The sequence below is a fragment of the Cyanobium sp. NIVA-CYA 375 genome, assembly GCF_056108345.1.
Window position 1 is genome coordinate 17,657 of sequence record NZ_JBSYHW010000028.1, and the last position, 15,697, is coordinate 33,353.

Sequence of the window (15,697 nt, forward strand, 5' to 3'; positions counted from 1 at the left end):
TGGACATGATCCCGCCATGGCAAGAGGCGTGGCATGTTTACCGAATACAGACCAAATCGGGGCTACGACGAATACTTCAGTGCACCTGAACAGCCCCGCAGCGCCCTGCAGCCCCTGATCTCCTCCCTAGGCCAGCTGGGCCTCGATGAACTAAACCGCAACCATGAGGCCGCCGGCGTTTTGCTGCGGCGGCTGGGAGCCACCTTTCGCCTCAATGGCTCAGGCAGCCAGGGGGGTGAGCGCATCCTGCCCTTCGATCCCCTGCCGCGTCTGATCAGCAGCGGCGACTGGCAGCGACTGGAGGAGGGTCTATTCCAACGGCTGGAAGCCATCGACCTATTTCTGGCCGATGTCTATGGGCCCCAAAGGATCCTGAACGACGGCGTCATTCCACGGCAGGACGTGGAGAGCTCCCAGGGCTGGCGACCCCAGCTGCAGGGCTTCCAGCCACCGCTGGGCCGCTGGTGCCACATATCCGGCCTGGATCTGGTGCGCGACGGCCAGGGCACCTGGCGAGTGCTGGAAGACAACCTGCGCTGCCCCTCGGGCGTGGCCTACTTCCTGGAAAACCGCCGGGTGATGAAGCGGATGTTCCCGAGCCTGTTTGCCGGCCGCACCGTGCAACCCATCGACGATTACCCCTCCCACCTGCTGCAGACCCTGCGAGAGCTCGCTCCCTGGACCGATACACCCAAGGTGGTTCTGCTCACCCCCGGAGTGTTCAACAGCGCCTACTTCGAGCACAGTTACCTGGCCCAGCAGATGGGCATCCAGCTGGTGGAGGGCCGCGACCTGATCTGCCAAGACGACCGGGTGTGGATGCGCAGCACGGCCGGACCCGAACCGGTGGATGTGATCTACCGGCGCATCGACGACGACTTCCTCGACCCGGCCGTGTTCCGCAGCGATTCGATGCTGGGAGTGCGTGGCCTGATGGCGGCTTACCGGGCCGGCCGGGTGGCAATCGCCAACGCCCCAGGCACAGGGGTAGCCGACGACAAGCTGATCTACGCCTACCTGCCGGAGATGATCCGCTACTACCTCGGCGAAGATCCGATCATCGCAAACGTGCCCACCTACCTCTGTGCCAGGGAGGACGACCGGGCCTACGTGTTGGCCCACCTCAGTGAGCTGGTGGTGAAAGCGGTAGCGGAGGCCGGTGGCTACGGCATGCTCATCGGCCCTCACGCCACCCAGGAGGAGATCGCGGAATTTGCCGTCAAGATCCAGGCCGAGCCACGCAACTACGTAGCCCAACCCACCCTCGAGCTCTCCACCGTGCCCTCACTGAGCGAAGGTGAATTGTTCCCCTGCCATGTGGATTTACGGCCCTATGTGCTGCGCGGCAAGGGGGCCTGGGTAAGCCCGGGCGGCCTCACCCGGGTGGCCCTGCGCCGGGGCTCCCTGGTGGTTAACTCATCCCAGGGTGGCGGCTGCAAGGACACCTGGATCGTGAGTGAACAATCATGCTGAGCCGCGTCGCCGATTCCCTCTACTGGATCAACCGCTATGTGGAGCGGGCCGAAAACATTTCCCGTTTTGTGGAGGTGAGCGAAGCGATGTCCCTCGACTGCCCCCCCGGCAGCGCCGAACCCTGGTTGCCCCTAGTTGATGCCAGCGGTGATCGCGAATTATTCGACCGTCTCTATCCAGATGGCCGGCCGGAGCAGGTGGTGGAGTTTCTGGTGCGAGCCGAAAACAATCCCAACAGCGTGGCGAACTGCATCGCCATCGCCCGCGAGAACGCTCGTCAGATCCGCGAGGTGATCACCACCGAAATGTGGGAGCAGCTCAACGACATCTATTGGACCCTGCTCGACAACAAAGGCTTCTGGCAGCAGCCCCCCCTGGAGCAACTCAGGGAGATCCGCAGGGCCTGCCAACTCTTTTATGGCATCACCGACGCCACCTTGAGCCGCGATCTCTCCTGGCAATTCAGCCGCCTGGGGCGGGTGATGGAGCGGGCCGAGAAAACTACCCGCATCCTTGATGTGAAGTACTTCTTGCTGCTGCCTTCGCCAGATGAGGTAGGGGGGGTGCTCGATGAACTGCAGTGGATCTCCCTCCTGCGTAGCGCTGGGGCATATCAGATGTTCCGCCAATCGCGCCAGCAGGTGATCGAGCCAGAGGCGGTGGCCAGCTTCCTGCTGCTTGACCCGATCTTTCCGAGGTCGGTGCGCTACTGCCTAGGGCGCATCAACGAAACCCTGAGGATCGTGAGCGGCCAGGCGGTGCCCGGAGCTCCAGACGAGCTCGAATGTCTCAGCGGGCTCACCCTGGCCCGTTGGAGCTACACCCGCATCGACGAGCTGATCGCCGGAGGATTGCACGAATCAATCGACGCCCTGCAAAGCGACCTCAACCGGCTCCATGATCTGATCGAGCAGCGCTACTTCATCGCCGACCACGCATGCGTGCCCGAGTAACCCACACCTTCACCTACCGCTACAGCGCCCCAGTACTGCTGGGCCCCCACCGGTTCTGCCTCAAACCGAGGGGCCACGGCTTTCAGCGTTTGCTGGACTTCCAGCTGCTGGTGACCCCTGAGCCTGGACGGCTCTACCCCCTGGTGGCAGCCAGCGGCGATGAAATTTTGCGGGCCCGTTTTAATGGGCCTGCAGACACTTTCACAGTGCAGGCCAGCAGCCTGGTGGAAACGGAAGCGGCGCCGCTGCTGCAGGTTTGCCTGGAGGGCAGCGAGCCGGTACTGCCCTACCCGGTGGGTCACTTAAACGGTGACCTGGCCGGCAGCCTGGAGGGCTGGCTTCCCAATGGCCAGCACGATCCAGCCGCAGTTGACATGGCCCAGGAAGCGTTGATGGGCAGCGACCAACGGGCGCTGATGTTTCTGCAACAGCTGGTGGAAATAATCCAAGACCGGGTCAAATACACCCAGCGACACGTGGGCCCGGCCTGGCCCGCCGGCCGCACCCTCAAGGAAAGGGTGGGGTCCTGCCGGGACCTGGCGATGCTGATGGTGGAGGCCTGCCGCTGTGTCGGTTTACCGGCCCGCTTCGTGAGCGGATACCACCTACTCGAACCAAAGCCGGAGCACTACGACCTGCACGCCTGGGCCGAGGTGTATTTACCCGGTGCTGGCTGGCGGGGCTTCGATCCCAGCGGCATAGGCGTAATCGACGATCGCTACATCACCTTGGCTACCTCATCCAAGCCGGAACTAACAGCCGCAGTCACCGGCAGCTTTTCAGGACCAGACGGGGTAGAAAACTTGTTGGAATGGGGGATAGAAGCAGATATTCAGGAACCGGCCGTAAGCATTCAGTCGCCCTGAGCAACAGGTGTCTACGGGTTTTTGACGGCCTTGCAGCGCATCATCAAGCTTCAGCACAGCGCTGGGAATGGCCTGGCAGAGGGCATGAATTCTTCCAGCATCACCGCCAGGGCTTCACTCAGCTGGAGCCGGCTGCGGGCCCTCCCGCATATTCCTGGCCGCCGCGATGCAGAGGTGGCGAGAAAATTTGCTAGTCACATTTTTTCAAGGCTGTACCCAGCTCAGCGACCACTTTGGCAGTGAAATCCGACCAAGCCAAGCGAAAATAGAGGACCTAAATTTAGGATCATGTACTGAGGGCTAACCTTCGTGAAGGAAGCACCCATACCCGAAGAAGACTCAGCACGCCTGAAGGAGCTAGCTAGCTACGGATTGCTAGATACTCGGCCAGAGGCTATTTTTGATGATATTACCCATTTAGCCAAATATGTAACAGGTGCTAAAATTGGTATCATCAGCTTAGTCGATGAAAATAGGCAGTGGTTTAAATCCTGTGTAGGCCTTGAAGATGCGCCTTCTGAGACTCCCCGAAATATCTCATTTTGCGGCCATACTGTTGCACAACGCAAGCACCTAATTATCAATGATGCCTTGGCTGATGAGCGCTTTGCCGACAATCCCTTAGTGCAGGGCGAACCACACATTCGCTTCTATGCAGGCTTTCCTTTGATCGCCGCCAATGGCATGGTGCTCGGCAGCCTTTGTGCCATCGATACAGAGTCCAAAAGTCTTTCGCCCCAGCAGATTACTTCAATGGAGCGTCTAGCACGACAAGTTGTAAGTCAAATGGAACTGCGGCGGGAAACCCAGCTGTTGCAATCAGCCGAAAAAGCCTTGCTGCAACAACAAAATAACAAACCGGTCGCAACAAAAATTCAGCGGCTCGTTGGCGCCAACTCGCCAATGAACCGCGAGCAGCTGCTGCAAATGTTGACGCTAATACTCGAATTAGAGATTCCACCCTGCTTTGCTTTGGCACGCTGCAAATTTACGGACTATTCCAGCATCAGCGCAACCTCAGGGTCAGCGCTAGCAGAAAGCTTAATCAAAGCTGGCATGGAACGGCTCTCAGTCTGTCTTCCTACACAGGCAACTATGGCTCGCTTTTCAGACAATGAAATAGTACTTGTAATACCTCACATCTCCAATAAGAATGCCATAGCAAAAATTGCCGCAGAATGCATCTCCAGCCTTGAAGCCCCTGTCACACTTGACGGTTTTGATCTTGCGCTAAACATGAGCATGGGAATCGCAATTTTTAAAAACAACTACAGCAACCCTGACTCCCTGCTGTCTGATGCAAGCATAGCTCAGCGAATCGCCATCACAAATCGCTCCAAGGGAAGCAGCTTCAATTTTATTGATCTTCATTCCCGCCTCGAAGCACAAAGGCAATATAAGTTAGAAACAGATCTCAGGCGTTTAGTTCGCAATAATGATGTCATCCCCTATCTGCAGCCCATAGTAGATTTAGCCTCAGGCAAACCGGTGGGCCTTGAATGCCTAATGCGCTGGCCAACAGATACCAGTGAGGTCATTACACCTAGCAGCTTCCTGCCCGTCTCCCAGCTTGCGGGACTTAGCGGCGAGCTCGATCTTCAGGTCATTGAGAAAGCCCTCAAGGCCAGCCATGAACTGGAGATCGCCGCCCCCGGGCAGGCATTGCGCCTATCGGTGAACCTATCTGCCTTGCTACTTGAAAAAGAAGCTCTACGAAACCGGCTACTGCATCTGATCCGCTCCACTCCGCTTCCATCTGGCTGGCGACTCCAGGTAGAACTAGTGGAAGACTACCTGCAACTCAACGATTCAGAAATTGGAGCCTTTCTCAATACCCTGATCCTAGAGGGTGTAAGCATCGCCATAGACGACTTCGGCACTGGCTATTCATCGCTGAGTCGCCTGCACAACTACCCGGTGCGAACGGCAAAAGTAGATTATAGCTTTGTGCAGCGAATTGATGACCTCCAAAAGCCCAGCAACCAGCTGCTAAAAACTATCCAAGTGCTCTGCCGCGACCTAAGCCTAGACATCACAGCCGAAGGAGTAGAAACCGAGGCCCAGCGCCTTTGGCTGCTCCAAAATGGCTATCAGCTGGGCCAAGGCTTCCTCTTTAGTCGGCCAATGTCAGTAGCCGCTACTAGCAACTATCTGATCAGTTGCAGTTGGCAGAAAGGCTGAGCCGGGCTTCCCCGCAACTACCAGCTCACCCCATGCAACTTGGGCAGGGGAGCCGTTTTGAAAGTGGTAGCAAACAAACGCGGAATAAGGCGACTGTTGTACACCCGAAACTCCCGCAGCACGCTGGCACCCTCCTCCCGCACAGCCTGATTGAGCACCACCGAGCCATCGGGATCAGATACGGAGCGGTGGAATGTGCCAGGAGGGATGCGCAGAATATCGCCGCCGGTTTCCAAGCGAACAATGTGATACGGATAATTCCAACCGAGATTGACCAAGAAAAAAGTGCGGCCGCCGTGCAGGGCCAGGAGATTGTCTTCCTGGTGGGGATGCAGATAAAACTGCCAGGCACCGGTCTTCTGCTCATCCGGAGGACTCACGGCTGGGCCGGCATGGATCACCAGGTCGCGGGCATTTGAGCTGGCAACAGTGATATCGAAGAAGCGAACAGCGGGGGTATCGCGGAACTTCTCGTAGGGAATCAGCTCAAACATCGGCGCTAGCCGGGATGGTGCAGACATCGGTAGGGGCAGTTGCTACTGCCAAAACTAGCCCTACTGAACCGCACCACCGGGGGGCCAGCCGTCGCAACCACTACCCATTGGCGTAGCTGATTTGGCTTAGAAGGGGATCGGCATTTCCACTTCGGCAGGCTCGGGTGCACAGCCCGGCACCCGCAAAGCCACCACTGCGCCTAGCACCACTATTGAGGGCGAAGCGAAATCCTGCTCCTCAGCCCGGTCGGCCAGCTCACCGAGCACGGTCACCAGCTGGCGCTGACCGCGCACGGTGCCCTGCTGAATCACCGCCGCCGGGGTATCGGCCGCCAGGCCACCCGCCATCAGCTCCTCGGCGATGCGGCGCAGGTTGTGCAAGCCCATGTAGATCACCAAGCCATCACTGGTCTGGGCCAGGCCGCGCCAGTTCACCCCTGGGCGGCCCTTATCGATTTCCTCGTGGCCCGTCACGAAGGTGACGCTGGAGCCGGCGCGGCGGTGGGTAACAGGAATGCCCGCGTAGGCCGGAGCCGCGATGCCAGCGGTTACCCCAGGCACCACCTGCACCGGCACGCCCTTGGCGGCCAGGTGAGCTGCCTCCTCGCCGCCGCGGCCAAACAAAAAGGGATCACCGCCCTTAAGCCGCACGATCAGGCGATGGCGGCTGGCCAATTCCACCAATACCGCGTTTGTGCTCGGCTGCGGCACCGAATGATGGCCGCGACGCTTACCAACGAAGTGGAGCTCGCAGCCCTGGGGCACCAGATCCAGCAGGGCCTGGGGCACCAGGGAGTCGTAGACGAGGGCATCGCACTGCCGCAGCAGCCGGTGGGCCTTGAGGGTGAGCAGCTCCGGATCACCGGGGCCCGCCCCCACCAGGTAAACCGTGCCGAGCTGGGCCGGGGCACTCATGGCAGGGCCTCGAGTTCAGCCAGCAGTAGCTGGCGCAGGCCAGGCCGCTGCAGCAACGGCGGACCCACCTGTTCGGTTAGCTGGTCGGTGAGCCGGTTGGCGGCCAGAGCTAGGGCCAGGGCTGGAGCGGCAAGGGTCAGCTTCAGCTGCGCGAGATGGTCTGCACTGTATGGAGTGGCGACGCAGTGGGCACCGGTGCGCCGCTCCAAGGTGGTGAGATACCGCGCTGCCAGAGGGCCCTCCAAGGGGTGATGCAGCAATAAGGGCCGGACATCCTGCGTAGCCAACCCGGCCAGCTCATTAGCGAGGGCGTCCTGCCACTGGGGCCATGCCCCCAGGAAAGGCCAGTGCTGCACGCGGGCAAAAGCCGACCAATGGCGCACAATCGCCGGCAAATCGTGGCGCACATGGCCGCCGGGCAGCAGCAGCAGCGGCACCAGGCCGAGGACTTGACCCGGCTGCAGCAGCTCGGTCGCCGCCGGTGGCGCCGCAGCCGAGAGGGCCTGCAGCCGCACGGGCGCGCCACGGCGGCACTCCAGCTCGGCGGCCAGGGCCACCAACTCGGCAGGCAGCTGGCCGCCCACGCGGCCATGCACCACCAGTAGCAGGGGTTGGGCGGGAATGGCCGCGAGGCGGCGACCAAGGCGCTCGGCCACCTGGGGATCGAGCTCGCAATGCCGCAGGGGCACCAGGGCGCGGCGGGCTCCGGGCAGACGGGCCAGCAGGTCCACCGCCGGGGCAGCCAGCTGGGGATCGAGGTCGCCGGCCAGGGCGCTGAGGCCAGCCACCAGCTGATGCCGGGGCCACACCGACAAACCACGGGCTACCCCTTCGAGAGCGGCGCGCCGCAATGGGGTGGCGATTGGGGCCCGCATCCAGCTCAGCAGCACGGGCCAGGCCGGCACCTGGCGCTGGTGACCCAGCAGAGGCAGCAGGGCTAGCGCCACGGCTTGTGGCAGGGCCGAGAGGGGCAGGGCTTGGCCAAGAGCGCCCGGGCCGGGGGCCAATTGCTGCAGCAGCCAGGCGGCACTAGCCCCATCCCGCTGGCGCAGCACCTGGCTAGGCAGGCCGGGATCGGGATCGGGCTGCAGGCGCCACCAACGCAGCAAACGCCGCTGGGAAGGCGGATCAAGCCGCTCCGCCAGCACGGCAAGCAGGTCTGGGTCGGCGCTGAGGCTGCCGTTTTCCAGCGCCAGCAGCCAGGGCTCAGGATCCAGCTCAGGCTGGCGGCGCAGCTGTTGCAGCCAGCCCCAGCGTGCCGGAGAACCGCAGGCCGGCAGCTGGGCCGGCTCGCACTGGGGCAGGGCAGATCTCAAAGCCGCCCTCCGACCTCAGGAAGCCGCCGGCTCGCGGCGCCGGGCTCCAAATTGCTCCAGCAGGAGCTGCTCCAGCACATCGGTAAGGTCACTGAGGGGTACGCCTTTTTCATGCAGCTCGGCCAGCTTGGGCTCGGCGCCCATGGAGCCGCCAAGAAAGATCTTGGACGCCTCCACCATCTGACCATCCTTACGGGCCTTCGCCCCCATCAAACCGATCTGACCCATGTAGGGCTGGCCGCAGGCATTGGGGCAGCCGGTCCAGTGCATGCGCACCGCCTCGGGCAATTCGATGCGCTGCTCCAGCTCTTCGAGCACCTGCTGGGCCACGCCCTTGGTGGGGATCAAAGCGAAGCTGCAGTAAGCGTTGCCGGTGCAGCTCACCGCCTCGGCCTGCAGGGTCGAAGGGTCGGGGCGGAAGCGCTGCAGCAGGGGTTCGGCCAGCAGAGCCTCAAGGCGATCGCCGGGCACATTGATGATCAAGGCGTTCTGGGCCTCGGTGAGACGCAGCTCGCCGCTGCCATAGGTGCGTGCCAAAGCGGCAAGTTCCAGCATCGAAGCCGCGTCCAGCCGGCCCATCGGCACGTGCAGCCCCACCCAGTGGAGCCCCTCCTGCTTCTGGGCCTGCACGCCCAGGCCCGAGCGGGGGGCACGATTTACCAGATGGGAGCCGTCGTGGCGGAGTACGGCTTCGGCAAAGGCTGCAACCAGCTCAGCCCGGTAGACGTCGATCCCGAGCTGGTCGATCAGATACATCAGCCGGCTTTTGTTGCGCTGCTGGCGATTGCCTGCGCGCTCGTAGTGATGCAAGACCGCCAGGGTGAAGTCGGCTAGCTGCTCCGCCCGCAGCCACAGGCCCAGGGGCACCGCCAACTCGTTGCGCTGGGCTGAAAAGAAGCCCCCCACCAGCACCGTGAAACCCAGCTCACCGTTGTGCTCGGCCGGCAGGAAGGCCAGGTCGTTGTGCAGCAGGAAGCTATCTGGTGCGCCCCCCACGGCCACGTTGAACTTGCGCGGCAGGTTGCGGGGACCGGCCGGCCCCAGCAGGGCGGCCTGAATCGCCTCCACCAGGGGGCGGGTGTCGACGATCTCCTCTGGGTCAATGCCCGCCAGCGGGTTGCCGGTGATGTTGCGAGGGTTGTCGTGGCCCGACTGGCGGCTGGTGAGCCCCAAGGTCTCCAGTGCCACCATCAGCGGCGCCATGTCCTCCAGCAGCAGACCACGCAGCTGCAGGTTTTGGCGGGTGGTGATGTCGGCACTGCCGTGCTCGCCACAACGGTCGATCGTCTCGGCCAGCACGTCGAGCTGGTCGGCCGTGATCACGCCGTTGGGCAGCCGCAGCCGCACCATGAAGCGCCCCGGGGTCACCGGCCTGAAGAAGATCCCCAGCCACTTGAGCCGGATCGTGAGCGTGGCTTCGTCGAGCGCTTCCCAGCCTTCACGCCCCATTTCGGCAAGCCGGGGCTCCAGCTCGAGGCCGCAGAGCTCGGCCTTGGCCTGCTCGATCTTGCTAAGGGGCGGCTGGCTGGCCGCAGAAATCGTGGGGCTTGTCATGGGGCGGACTCACGGAACACGGAACAACCTCGGCATGTCCGCCCCGCCGCCACACAGCAGCAAGGTGGATCCGAGCAAGCGCCGATGAGAGCTACGCCGCCGGAAAACAGAAATGGAGCAAAAGCTCCTCAGAGGGAGACAATTGAGATTCTCTGCAGTACGGGTAACTTTCTGTGTCGCAACCGCTACCACCCGCAGCACCGGCGGCAGCGGCAGGGCTCAGACGCCTGCAGCGCCTCAACGCCCTCGGCCCCGAGCGGGCCCGCTTTCGCGAACTTATTGCCAAGGTGGGCAGCGGTGAGCACACCAGCACGGGCCTCAGCCGCGATGAGGCCCGTGACGCCATGGACCTGATGCTTCAGGGTCAGGCAAGCGATGCGCAGCTAGGAGCCTTCCTGATTGCCCACCGGATTCGCCGGCCGCTGCCGATCGAATTGACCGGCATGCTCGACAGCTACCGCAGCCACGGCCCGAAGCTAGAAACCCCTGGCCGCCAGGCCATTTGCTTCTGTGTGCCCTACGACGGCCGCAGCCGCACCGCCCCCCTGCTGCCCCTGCTCGCCCTGGTGCTGGCCAGCGCCGAGATCCCGGTGGTGCTGCACGGCGGCGACCCGATGCCGATTAAGTACGGCGTCACCCTGGCAGAGCTGTTCGCCGCCCTCGGCATTGAGTGGCGTGGGCTCAGCCTCGCCGCTCTGCAGCAACGGTTGAGCACCCACCACCTGGCCCTCACCCACCAGCCCGACCACTTCCCCGCTGCGGAAAGGTTGCTGCCGGTGCGCGATGAAATTGGCAAGCGCCCCCCCGTGGCCAGCCTGGAACTGCTCTGGACCCCCCACTGCGGCAACCACCTACTGGTGAGTGGCTTCGTCCATCCCCCCACCGAAAAACGGGCCTGGGAGGCCCTGGCCACCGCCGGTGAAACCGAGGTGCTCACGGTGAAGGGCCTGGAGGGGTCAACCGACCTGCCTACAAGCCGGGCTGGCATCACCGCCCGGGTCCGCGACGGCTCGCTGGAGCGGCTGCTCGTACACCCCCGGGACCATGGCCTACACGGCGATGAAATCGCCTGGGAAAGTCTGGAAACCTGGCAGCAGCAGGCGCTAGCAGCCTTGGGTGGTGAAGGCCCCCTGGCTACGCCGCTGCTCTGGAATCTGGGGGCCTACCTCTGGCTGACCGATCGCTTCGAAAGCCTTGCTGACGCCCTGGAGCAAGCGCGGGCTCTGCTGGCCTCTCAATGCGGCGAGCGCCTGCGGCGAACCCTTGCCGATCCCGGCGAAAGCGGCAATCGGTAGCAATTGCAACTCTCAACTGGGACTCTGCCGTGGTGATGTAACTGGGTCGGTCAGCTTGTGCGCCGGCATTGTTTTCTTGACCGGTTCGGTGCGCTTCTTTGTGGAGCCCGTCCGGAGTGCAGTTGCCGCCACTCCGGCCTATCCCAATCAAGCGATGTCCAATCTCTCGCGCCGCAAGTTTTTGATCACCGCCGCCGGTTCGGCAGCCGGAGCAATCTGGCTGGCTGCCTGTGGCAGTCCCGCCAAAAAATCTGCAAATCAAACAACAAGTCCGGCCGGCGGTGCGGAGGCACCTGAGCTGAAGGCTGCCACCTTGGGCTTCATCGCCCTCACCGACGCCGCGCCCCTGATCATCGCTCTGGAGAAAGGTTTCTTCACCAAGCACGGCATGCCCGAGGTGAAGGTGGTGAAGCAGACCTCATGGGCTGCCACCCGCGACAACCTGGAGCTGGGCAGCGGCGGCGGCGGCATTGATGGCGCCCACATCCTTTCGCCAATGCCGCTGCTGCTAACTGCCGGCACGATCACCAAGACCAAGCAGCCTCTGCCGATGTACACCTTGGCGCGACTCAACCTGCAGGGCCAGGGGCTGTCGGTGTCTAAGGACTATCTGGACAACAAGCTCAGCATCGACAACAAAGCGGGCTTGGCAAAAGCAACGCAACAGGCCAGCAGTAAGGGCAAGAAGTTCAAAGCGGCCGTTACCTTCCCCGGCGGCACCCACGACCTATGGATGCGTTACTGGCTCTCCGCCAATGGCATCGATCCAAATAAGGATGCCGACCTAGTAGTGGTGCCACCCCCCCAGATGGTGGCAAACATGCAGACCGGCACCATGGACACCTTCTGCGTTGGTGAGCCCTGGAATCAGCGCTTAGTTAATAAGAAGCTTGGCTACACAGCCGCCGTCACCGGCGAACTCTGGAAAAACCACCCCGAGAAGGCCTTCTCGATGCGAGCCGACTGGATCGACCAAAACCCCAAGGCCGCCAAAGCCCTGTTAATGGCTGTTCAGGAAGCTCAGATCTGGTGTGAAGATCCGGCAAACCTTGATGAACTCTGCGAAATCACTGCCAAGGACAAATACTTCAAAGCCAGCGTGGCCGATATCAAACCCCGCTTGGCCGGCGACATCGACTACGGCGACGGCCGCGTAGTTAAAAACAGCCCCCTGAGAATGCGCTTCTGGAGCGAAAACGCCTCCTTCCCATTCAAGAGCCATGACAAGTGGTTCGTTACCGAAGATATACGCTGGGGCTATCTACCCTCCAGCACCGATATTGACGCTTTGGTGAACAAGGTGAATCGGGCTGATCTCTGGAAGGAAGCTGCCACCGCTATCGGCCAAGAAAAGGCCATTCCCGGCAGCGATTCGCGCGGCAAGGAAACCTTCTTCGACGGTGTGGTGTTCGACCCCGAAGATCCCAAGGCCTACCTAAACGCCCTGGCAATCAAGGCGATGAAGTGAGCCTCAACGCCCAGCAACTTCTCCGTTACTACGCCCACCATCCGTGACCCCAACCACCTCCCCGGGCCGGCGCACCCGCCGGCGTCGGCTGCTACCGGCATTGCCCCAGATCCTGCCCTACCTGATTTGCATAGGTTCCTTTCTACTGGTTTGGCAGTTGCTTTCGGGCGTCCTCGGTGCTGCGCGGCTCCCCGGCCCGATCAACGTGTTGATCGATACCTGGGATCCGTACATCAGCCAGCCGTTTTTCGATGAAGGCGGCACCAGCAAGGGCCTGGGCTGGCAGATCCTTATCTCGCTGCAACGGGTGGCGGTGGGCTACGGCCTAGCGGCGGTAGTAGGAGTCGCGGTAGGCGGCCTGCTCGGCCTAAATCGCTTCGCCGGCAAAGGATTTGATCCAGTGGTGCAGGTGCTGCGCACTGTGCCGCCGCTGGCCTGGTTTCCGATTTCGCTGATGGTGTTTCAAGATGCTAATACCTCGGCGGTATTTGTGATTTTCATTACGGCGATCTGGCCGATCATTATCAATACGGCTGTGGGCATCCAGGAGATTCCCCAGGATTACACCAATGTAGCCCGAGTGCTGCGCCTCAGCAAACGCGCTTATATAACCAGCATCGTAATACCAGCCACGGTGCCCTATGTGTTCACCGGCCTGCGCATCGCCGTGGGCCTGGCCTGGCTAGCAATCGTGGCCGCAGAGATGTTGAAGGCCGACGGCGGCATCGGCTACTTCATCTGGGACGCATACAACGCCGGCGGCGACGCCAGCTCAAGCCAAATAATCCTGGCCATTATCTATGTGGGCATCGTCGGGCTGCTGCTCGATCGACTGGTTGCCTTCGTCGGCCGCAAGGCGAGCCAGGGGGGGAACTGAAGCCATGCCCTCCATGTTCACCGTCGACCATGTCACCCAGGTCTTCCCCCTGCAAGGAGGCGGCGACTACGTGGCTCTGCGCGATATCTTCCTCGATATAGCAGAGGGCGAGTTTCTCTCGCTGGTTGGTCATTCAGGCTGCGGCAAGAGCACCTTGCTCAACCTTCTGGCCGGCCTCAGCCAGGCCAGCGAAGGCGGGATCCTGATGAACGGCCGCCAAATCACGGCTCCAGGCCCAGAGCGAATGGTTGTGTTCCAGAACTATTCCCTGCTGCCCTGGAAAACGGTGCGGCAGAACATCGCCCTCGCCGTAGACAACGTGTTTGCCACCAAAGCAATAGCTGAGCGCTCGGCAATTGTGGAGCACAATATCCAATTGGTTAACCTGAAGGCAGCAGCAGATAAATATCCCCACGAGCTCTCCGGAGGCATGAAGCAGCGGGTGGCGATCGCCCGGGCGCTGGCGATCCGACCGAAGCTACTGCTGCTCGATGAGCCCTTCGGAGCCCTCGATGCGCTCACCCGCGGCAACCTGCAGCAACAACTGCTGCGCATCTGCGCTGAGGCCGGCGTAACGGCCGTGATGGTGACCCACGACGTGGATGAAGCCCTGCTGCTCTCTGACCGGGTGGTGTTGATGACCAACGGCCCGGAAGCCCACATTGGCCAGATCCTCGAAGTGCCCCTGCCCCGACCCCGCAGCCAGCTGACTGCGGTGAAGCACCCGAGCTACTACGCCTTGCGGGCCGAGATGGTGGGCTTCCTCAACGATCAGCGGCGAGCTCGGCAGCAGCGGCTCAAGCCGGCGGCTGCCATCGCCGCCAACGGTCTGGAGAAGGTGAACCTGTCGATCGGCTTCATTCCACTGAGCGACTGCGCCCCACTGGTGGTGGCCCAGGAGAAAGGCTTCTTCAAGCGCCATGGCCTTGAACAGGTGGAGCTGCGCCGGGAGGCCAACTGGAAAAGCCTCGAAACCCACGTGCGTCAGGGGGTGCTCGATGCCGCCCAAATGGTGGCAGGGCTGCCCTACGCCATGGCTTTGGGGCTGCGGGGGCAGGCTCCCCTGCCGATGGTCACCGCCCTAACCCTCTCGCGCAACGGCAATGCCATCACCCTGCATCGCAGCTTCCAGGAGGCTGGCGTGCACGACGTGGCCGGGCTGCAGCGCTGGATAGCGGCCCATCCCCAGCAGCGTCCCGTCTTCGCGATGGTGCACCCGGCCTCGATGCACAACTTCCTGCTGCGGGCCTGGCTGGCCTCAGGTGGCATCGACCCCGACAAGGATGTGGACCTGATCGTGATCCCGCCACCCCAGATGGTGGCGACCCTTCGCGCCGGCACGATCAATGGCTTTTGCGTGGGCGAGCCATGGAACAGTCGCGCCGTCAAGGAGGGGCTCGGCACGGTGATCGCCGCCGACACCGAACTATGGAACGGCCATTGCGAAAAGGTTCTTGGCGTACGGGAGGACTGGGCCTCAGCCCACCCCCGCACCCACGAAGCCCTTGTCCATGCCCTGCTGGAGGCCTGTCGCTGGTGCGAACAGCCCGCCAACCGAGAGGAGCTGGCCGAGTTGCTCTCCCGCGCCAACTTTGTCGGGGCCGATCTGGACACACTCCGGCCCGCGCTGGTGGGTCCCTTCGACCGGGGTCTCGGCGAGCCTGTGGCGGAGCCGCAGCTGTTGCGCTTCCACGGCGGAGTGAATGCTCCCGAGCGACAGGATGCGGTCTGGATTATCACCCAGCTCGCCCGCTGGGGAATCTGCCCCTTCCCCCATGACTGGCAGGAGGTGGCAGACCGGGTCCAGCATCAGTATCTATACCGCCGCGTGGCGGAGGCCCAGGGCGACCAGGCCGGCGATCAGGCGGAGCCCACCGCCATCGAGTTGTTCGGCAGCGACTGCCTGGATCTGGGCGATCCCCTGGCCTACTTGCGGCGACATGCCCCGGCAGCCTTGAGGGCAGCCTCTGCTGACTGAACGTCAGCATTTACACCACCAAAACTTCAACCGCAAATTTAACCGCGTCCCCAGCGATGACCACCCTTTCCAGCACCGTCGCCGTTGGCCCCGATGCAAAGAGCGAACCTTTTCTAAAGATCGAGTCACTAAGCAAGGTCTACGACACCCCGAGCGGGCCCTACAGCGTGCTCAACAACATCGACCTAACCGTGGCCGAGGGTGAATTCGTCTGCGTGATCGGCCATTCCGGCTGCGGCAAGTCCACCCTGCTGGACATGGTGTCCGGTTTCCGGCAGCCCAGCAGCGGCGAGGTGCGGGTCCAGGGGGAGAGGATCGTCGAACCGG

The 15,697-nt window shown here is 62.4% G+C and carries 13 protein-coding genes; 9 read left to right on the forward strand and 4 right to left on the reverse strand.

Annotated elements, in window-relative coordinates:
• The first annotated feature begins 33 nt into the window (after nucleotides 1–33).
• The 4 genes from AC01FP_RS08990 (at nucleotide 34) to AC01FP_RS09005 (ending at nucleotide 5,473) form a co-directional block, all read left to right on the forward strand.
• A complete protein-coding gene (locus AC01FP_RS08990; protein WP_474479679.1) occupies nucleotides 34–1,473 on the forward strand; it encodes a circularly permuted type 2 ATP-grasp protein in 1,440 nt (479 codons plus the stop codon).
• Nucleotides 1,467–2,426: an alpha-E domain-containing protein gene (locus tag AC01FP_RS08995; RefSeq protein WP_474479682.1), complete on the forward strand. Its 960-nt coding sequence runs from the start codon at nucleotides 1,467–1,469 to the stop codon at nucleotides 2,424–2,426. The genes AC01FP_RS08990 and AC01FP_RS08995 overlap by 7 nt, the downstream gene beginning before the upstream one ends.
• Nucleotides 2,411–3,292 (forward strand): transglutaminase family protein, encoded by an 882-nt coding sequence (locus AC01FP_RS09000; RefSeq protein WP_474479684.1) that lies wholly within the window; start codon nucleotides 2,411–2,413, stop codon nucleotides 3,290–3,292. The genes AC01FP_RS08995 and AC01FP_RS09000 overlap by 16 nt, the downstream gene beginning before the upstream one ends.
• Before the next feature lie 309 nt (nucleotides 3,293–3,601).
• On the forward strand, nucleotides 3,602–5,473 hold the full coding sequence (locus AC01FP_RS09005) for a sensor domain-containing diguanylate cyclase (protein ID WP_474479686.1): 1,872 nt from the start codon (nucleotides 3,602–3,604) through the stop codon (nucleotides 5,471–5,473).
• A gap of 17 nt (nucleotides 5,474–5,490) precedes the next feature.
• Here the strand turns inward: AC01FP_RS09005 and AC01FP_RS09010 are convergent, their stop codons facing one another.
• The 4 genes from AC01FP_RS09010 to AC01FP_RS09025 form a co-directional block, all read right to left on the reverse strand.
• The gene (locus AC01FP_RS09010; RefSeq protein WP_474479708.1) at nucleotides 5,491–5,967 is read right to left on the reverse strand and encodes a redox protein; all 477 of its coding nucleotides are present in this window, start codon (nucleotides 5,965–5,967) and stop codon (nucleotides 5,491–5,493) included.
• 126 nt (nucleotides 5,968–6,093) lie between these two features.
• Nucleotides 6,094–6,882: a uroporphyrinogen-III C-methyltransferase gene (cobA, locus tag AC01FP_RS09015; protein WP_474479689.1), complete on the reverse strand. Its 789-nt coding sequence runs from the start codon at nucleotides 6,880–6,882 to the stop codon at nucleotides 6,094–6,096.
• Nucleotides 6,879–8,198 carry a CbiX/SirB N-terminal domain-containing protein gene (locus AC01FP_RS09020; RefSeq protein WP_474479692.1) on the reverse strand — a complete coding sequence of 440 codons (1,320 nt, stop codon included), beginning with the start codon at nucleotides 8,196–8,198 and terminating at the stop codon, nucleotides 6,879–6,881. The genes cobA and AC01FP_RS09020 overlap by 4 nt, the downstream gene beginning before the upstream one ends.
• A gap of 15 nt (nucleotides 8,199–8,213) precedes the next feature.
• Nucleotides 8,214–9,752: a ferredoxin--nitrite reductase gene (locus tag AC01FP_RS09025; protein ID WP_474479695.1), complete on the reverse strand. Its 1,539-nt coding sequence runs from the start codon at nucleotides 9,750–9,752 to the stop codon at nucleotides 8,214–8,216.
• Nucleotides 9,753–9,979: 227 nt separating this feature from the next.
• Between AC01FP_RS09025 and AC01FP_RS09030 the strand changes: the two genes are divergently transcribed.
• The 5 genes from AC01FP_RS09030 to AC01FP_RS09050 all read left to right on the forward strand — a co-directional run.
• Nucleotides 9,980–11,047, forward strand: coding sequence for an anthranilate phosphoribosyltransferase (locus AC01FP_RS09030; protein WP_474479711.1), 1,068 nt, complete (start codon nucleotides 9,980–9,982; stop codon nucleotides 11,045–11,047).
• 154 nt (nucleotides 11,048–11,201) lie between these two features.
• Nucleotides 11,202–12,515 carry a CmpA/NrtA family ABC transporter substrate-binding protein gene (locus AC01FP_RS09035; protein ID WP_474479713.1) on the forward strand — a complete coding sequence of 438 codons (1,314 nt, stop codon included), beginning with the start codon at nucleotides 11,202–11,204 and terminating at the stop codon, nucleotides 12,513–12,515.
• A gap of 43 nt (nucleotides 12,516–12,558) precedes the next feature.
• Nucleotides 12,559–13,392, forward strand: coding sequence for a nitrate ABC transporter permease (ntrB, locus tag AC01FP_RS09040; protein ID WP_474479697.1), 834 nt, complete (start codon nucleotides 12,559–12,561; stop codon nucleotides 13,390–13,392).
• A gap of 4 nt (nucleotides 13,393–13,396) precedes the next feature.
• Nucleotides 13,397–15,370 (forward strand): ABC transporter ATP-binding/substrate-binding protein, encoded by a 1,974-nt coding sequence (locus AC01FP_RS09045; RefSeq protein ID WP_474479700.1) that lies wholly within the window; start codon nucleotides 13,397–13,399, stop codon nucleotides 15,368–15,370.
• A 56-nt stretch (nucleotides 15,371–15,426) separates the two neighbouring features.
• Nucleotides 15,427–15,697: ATP-binding cassette domain-containing protein (locus tag AC01FP_RS09050; RefSeq protein ID WP_474479703.1), on the forward strand; the 271-nt coding region annotated here is incomplete at its 3' end.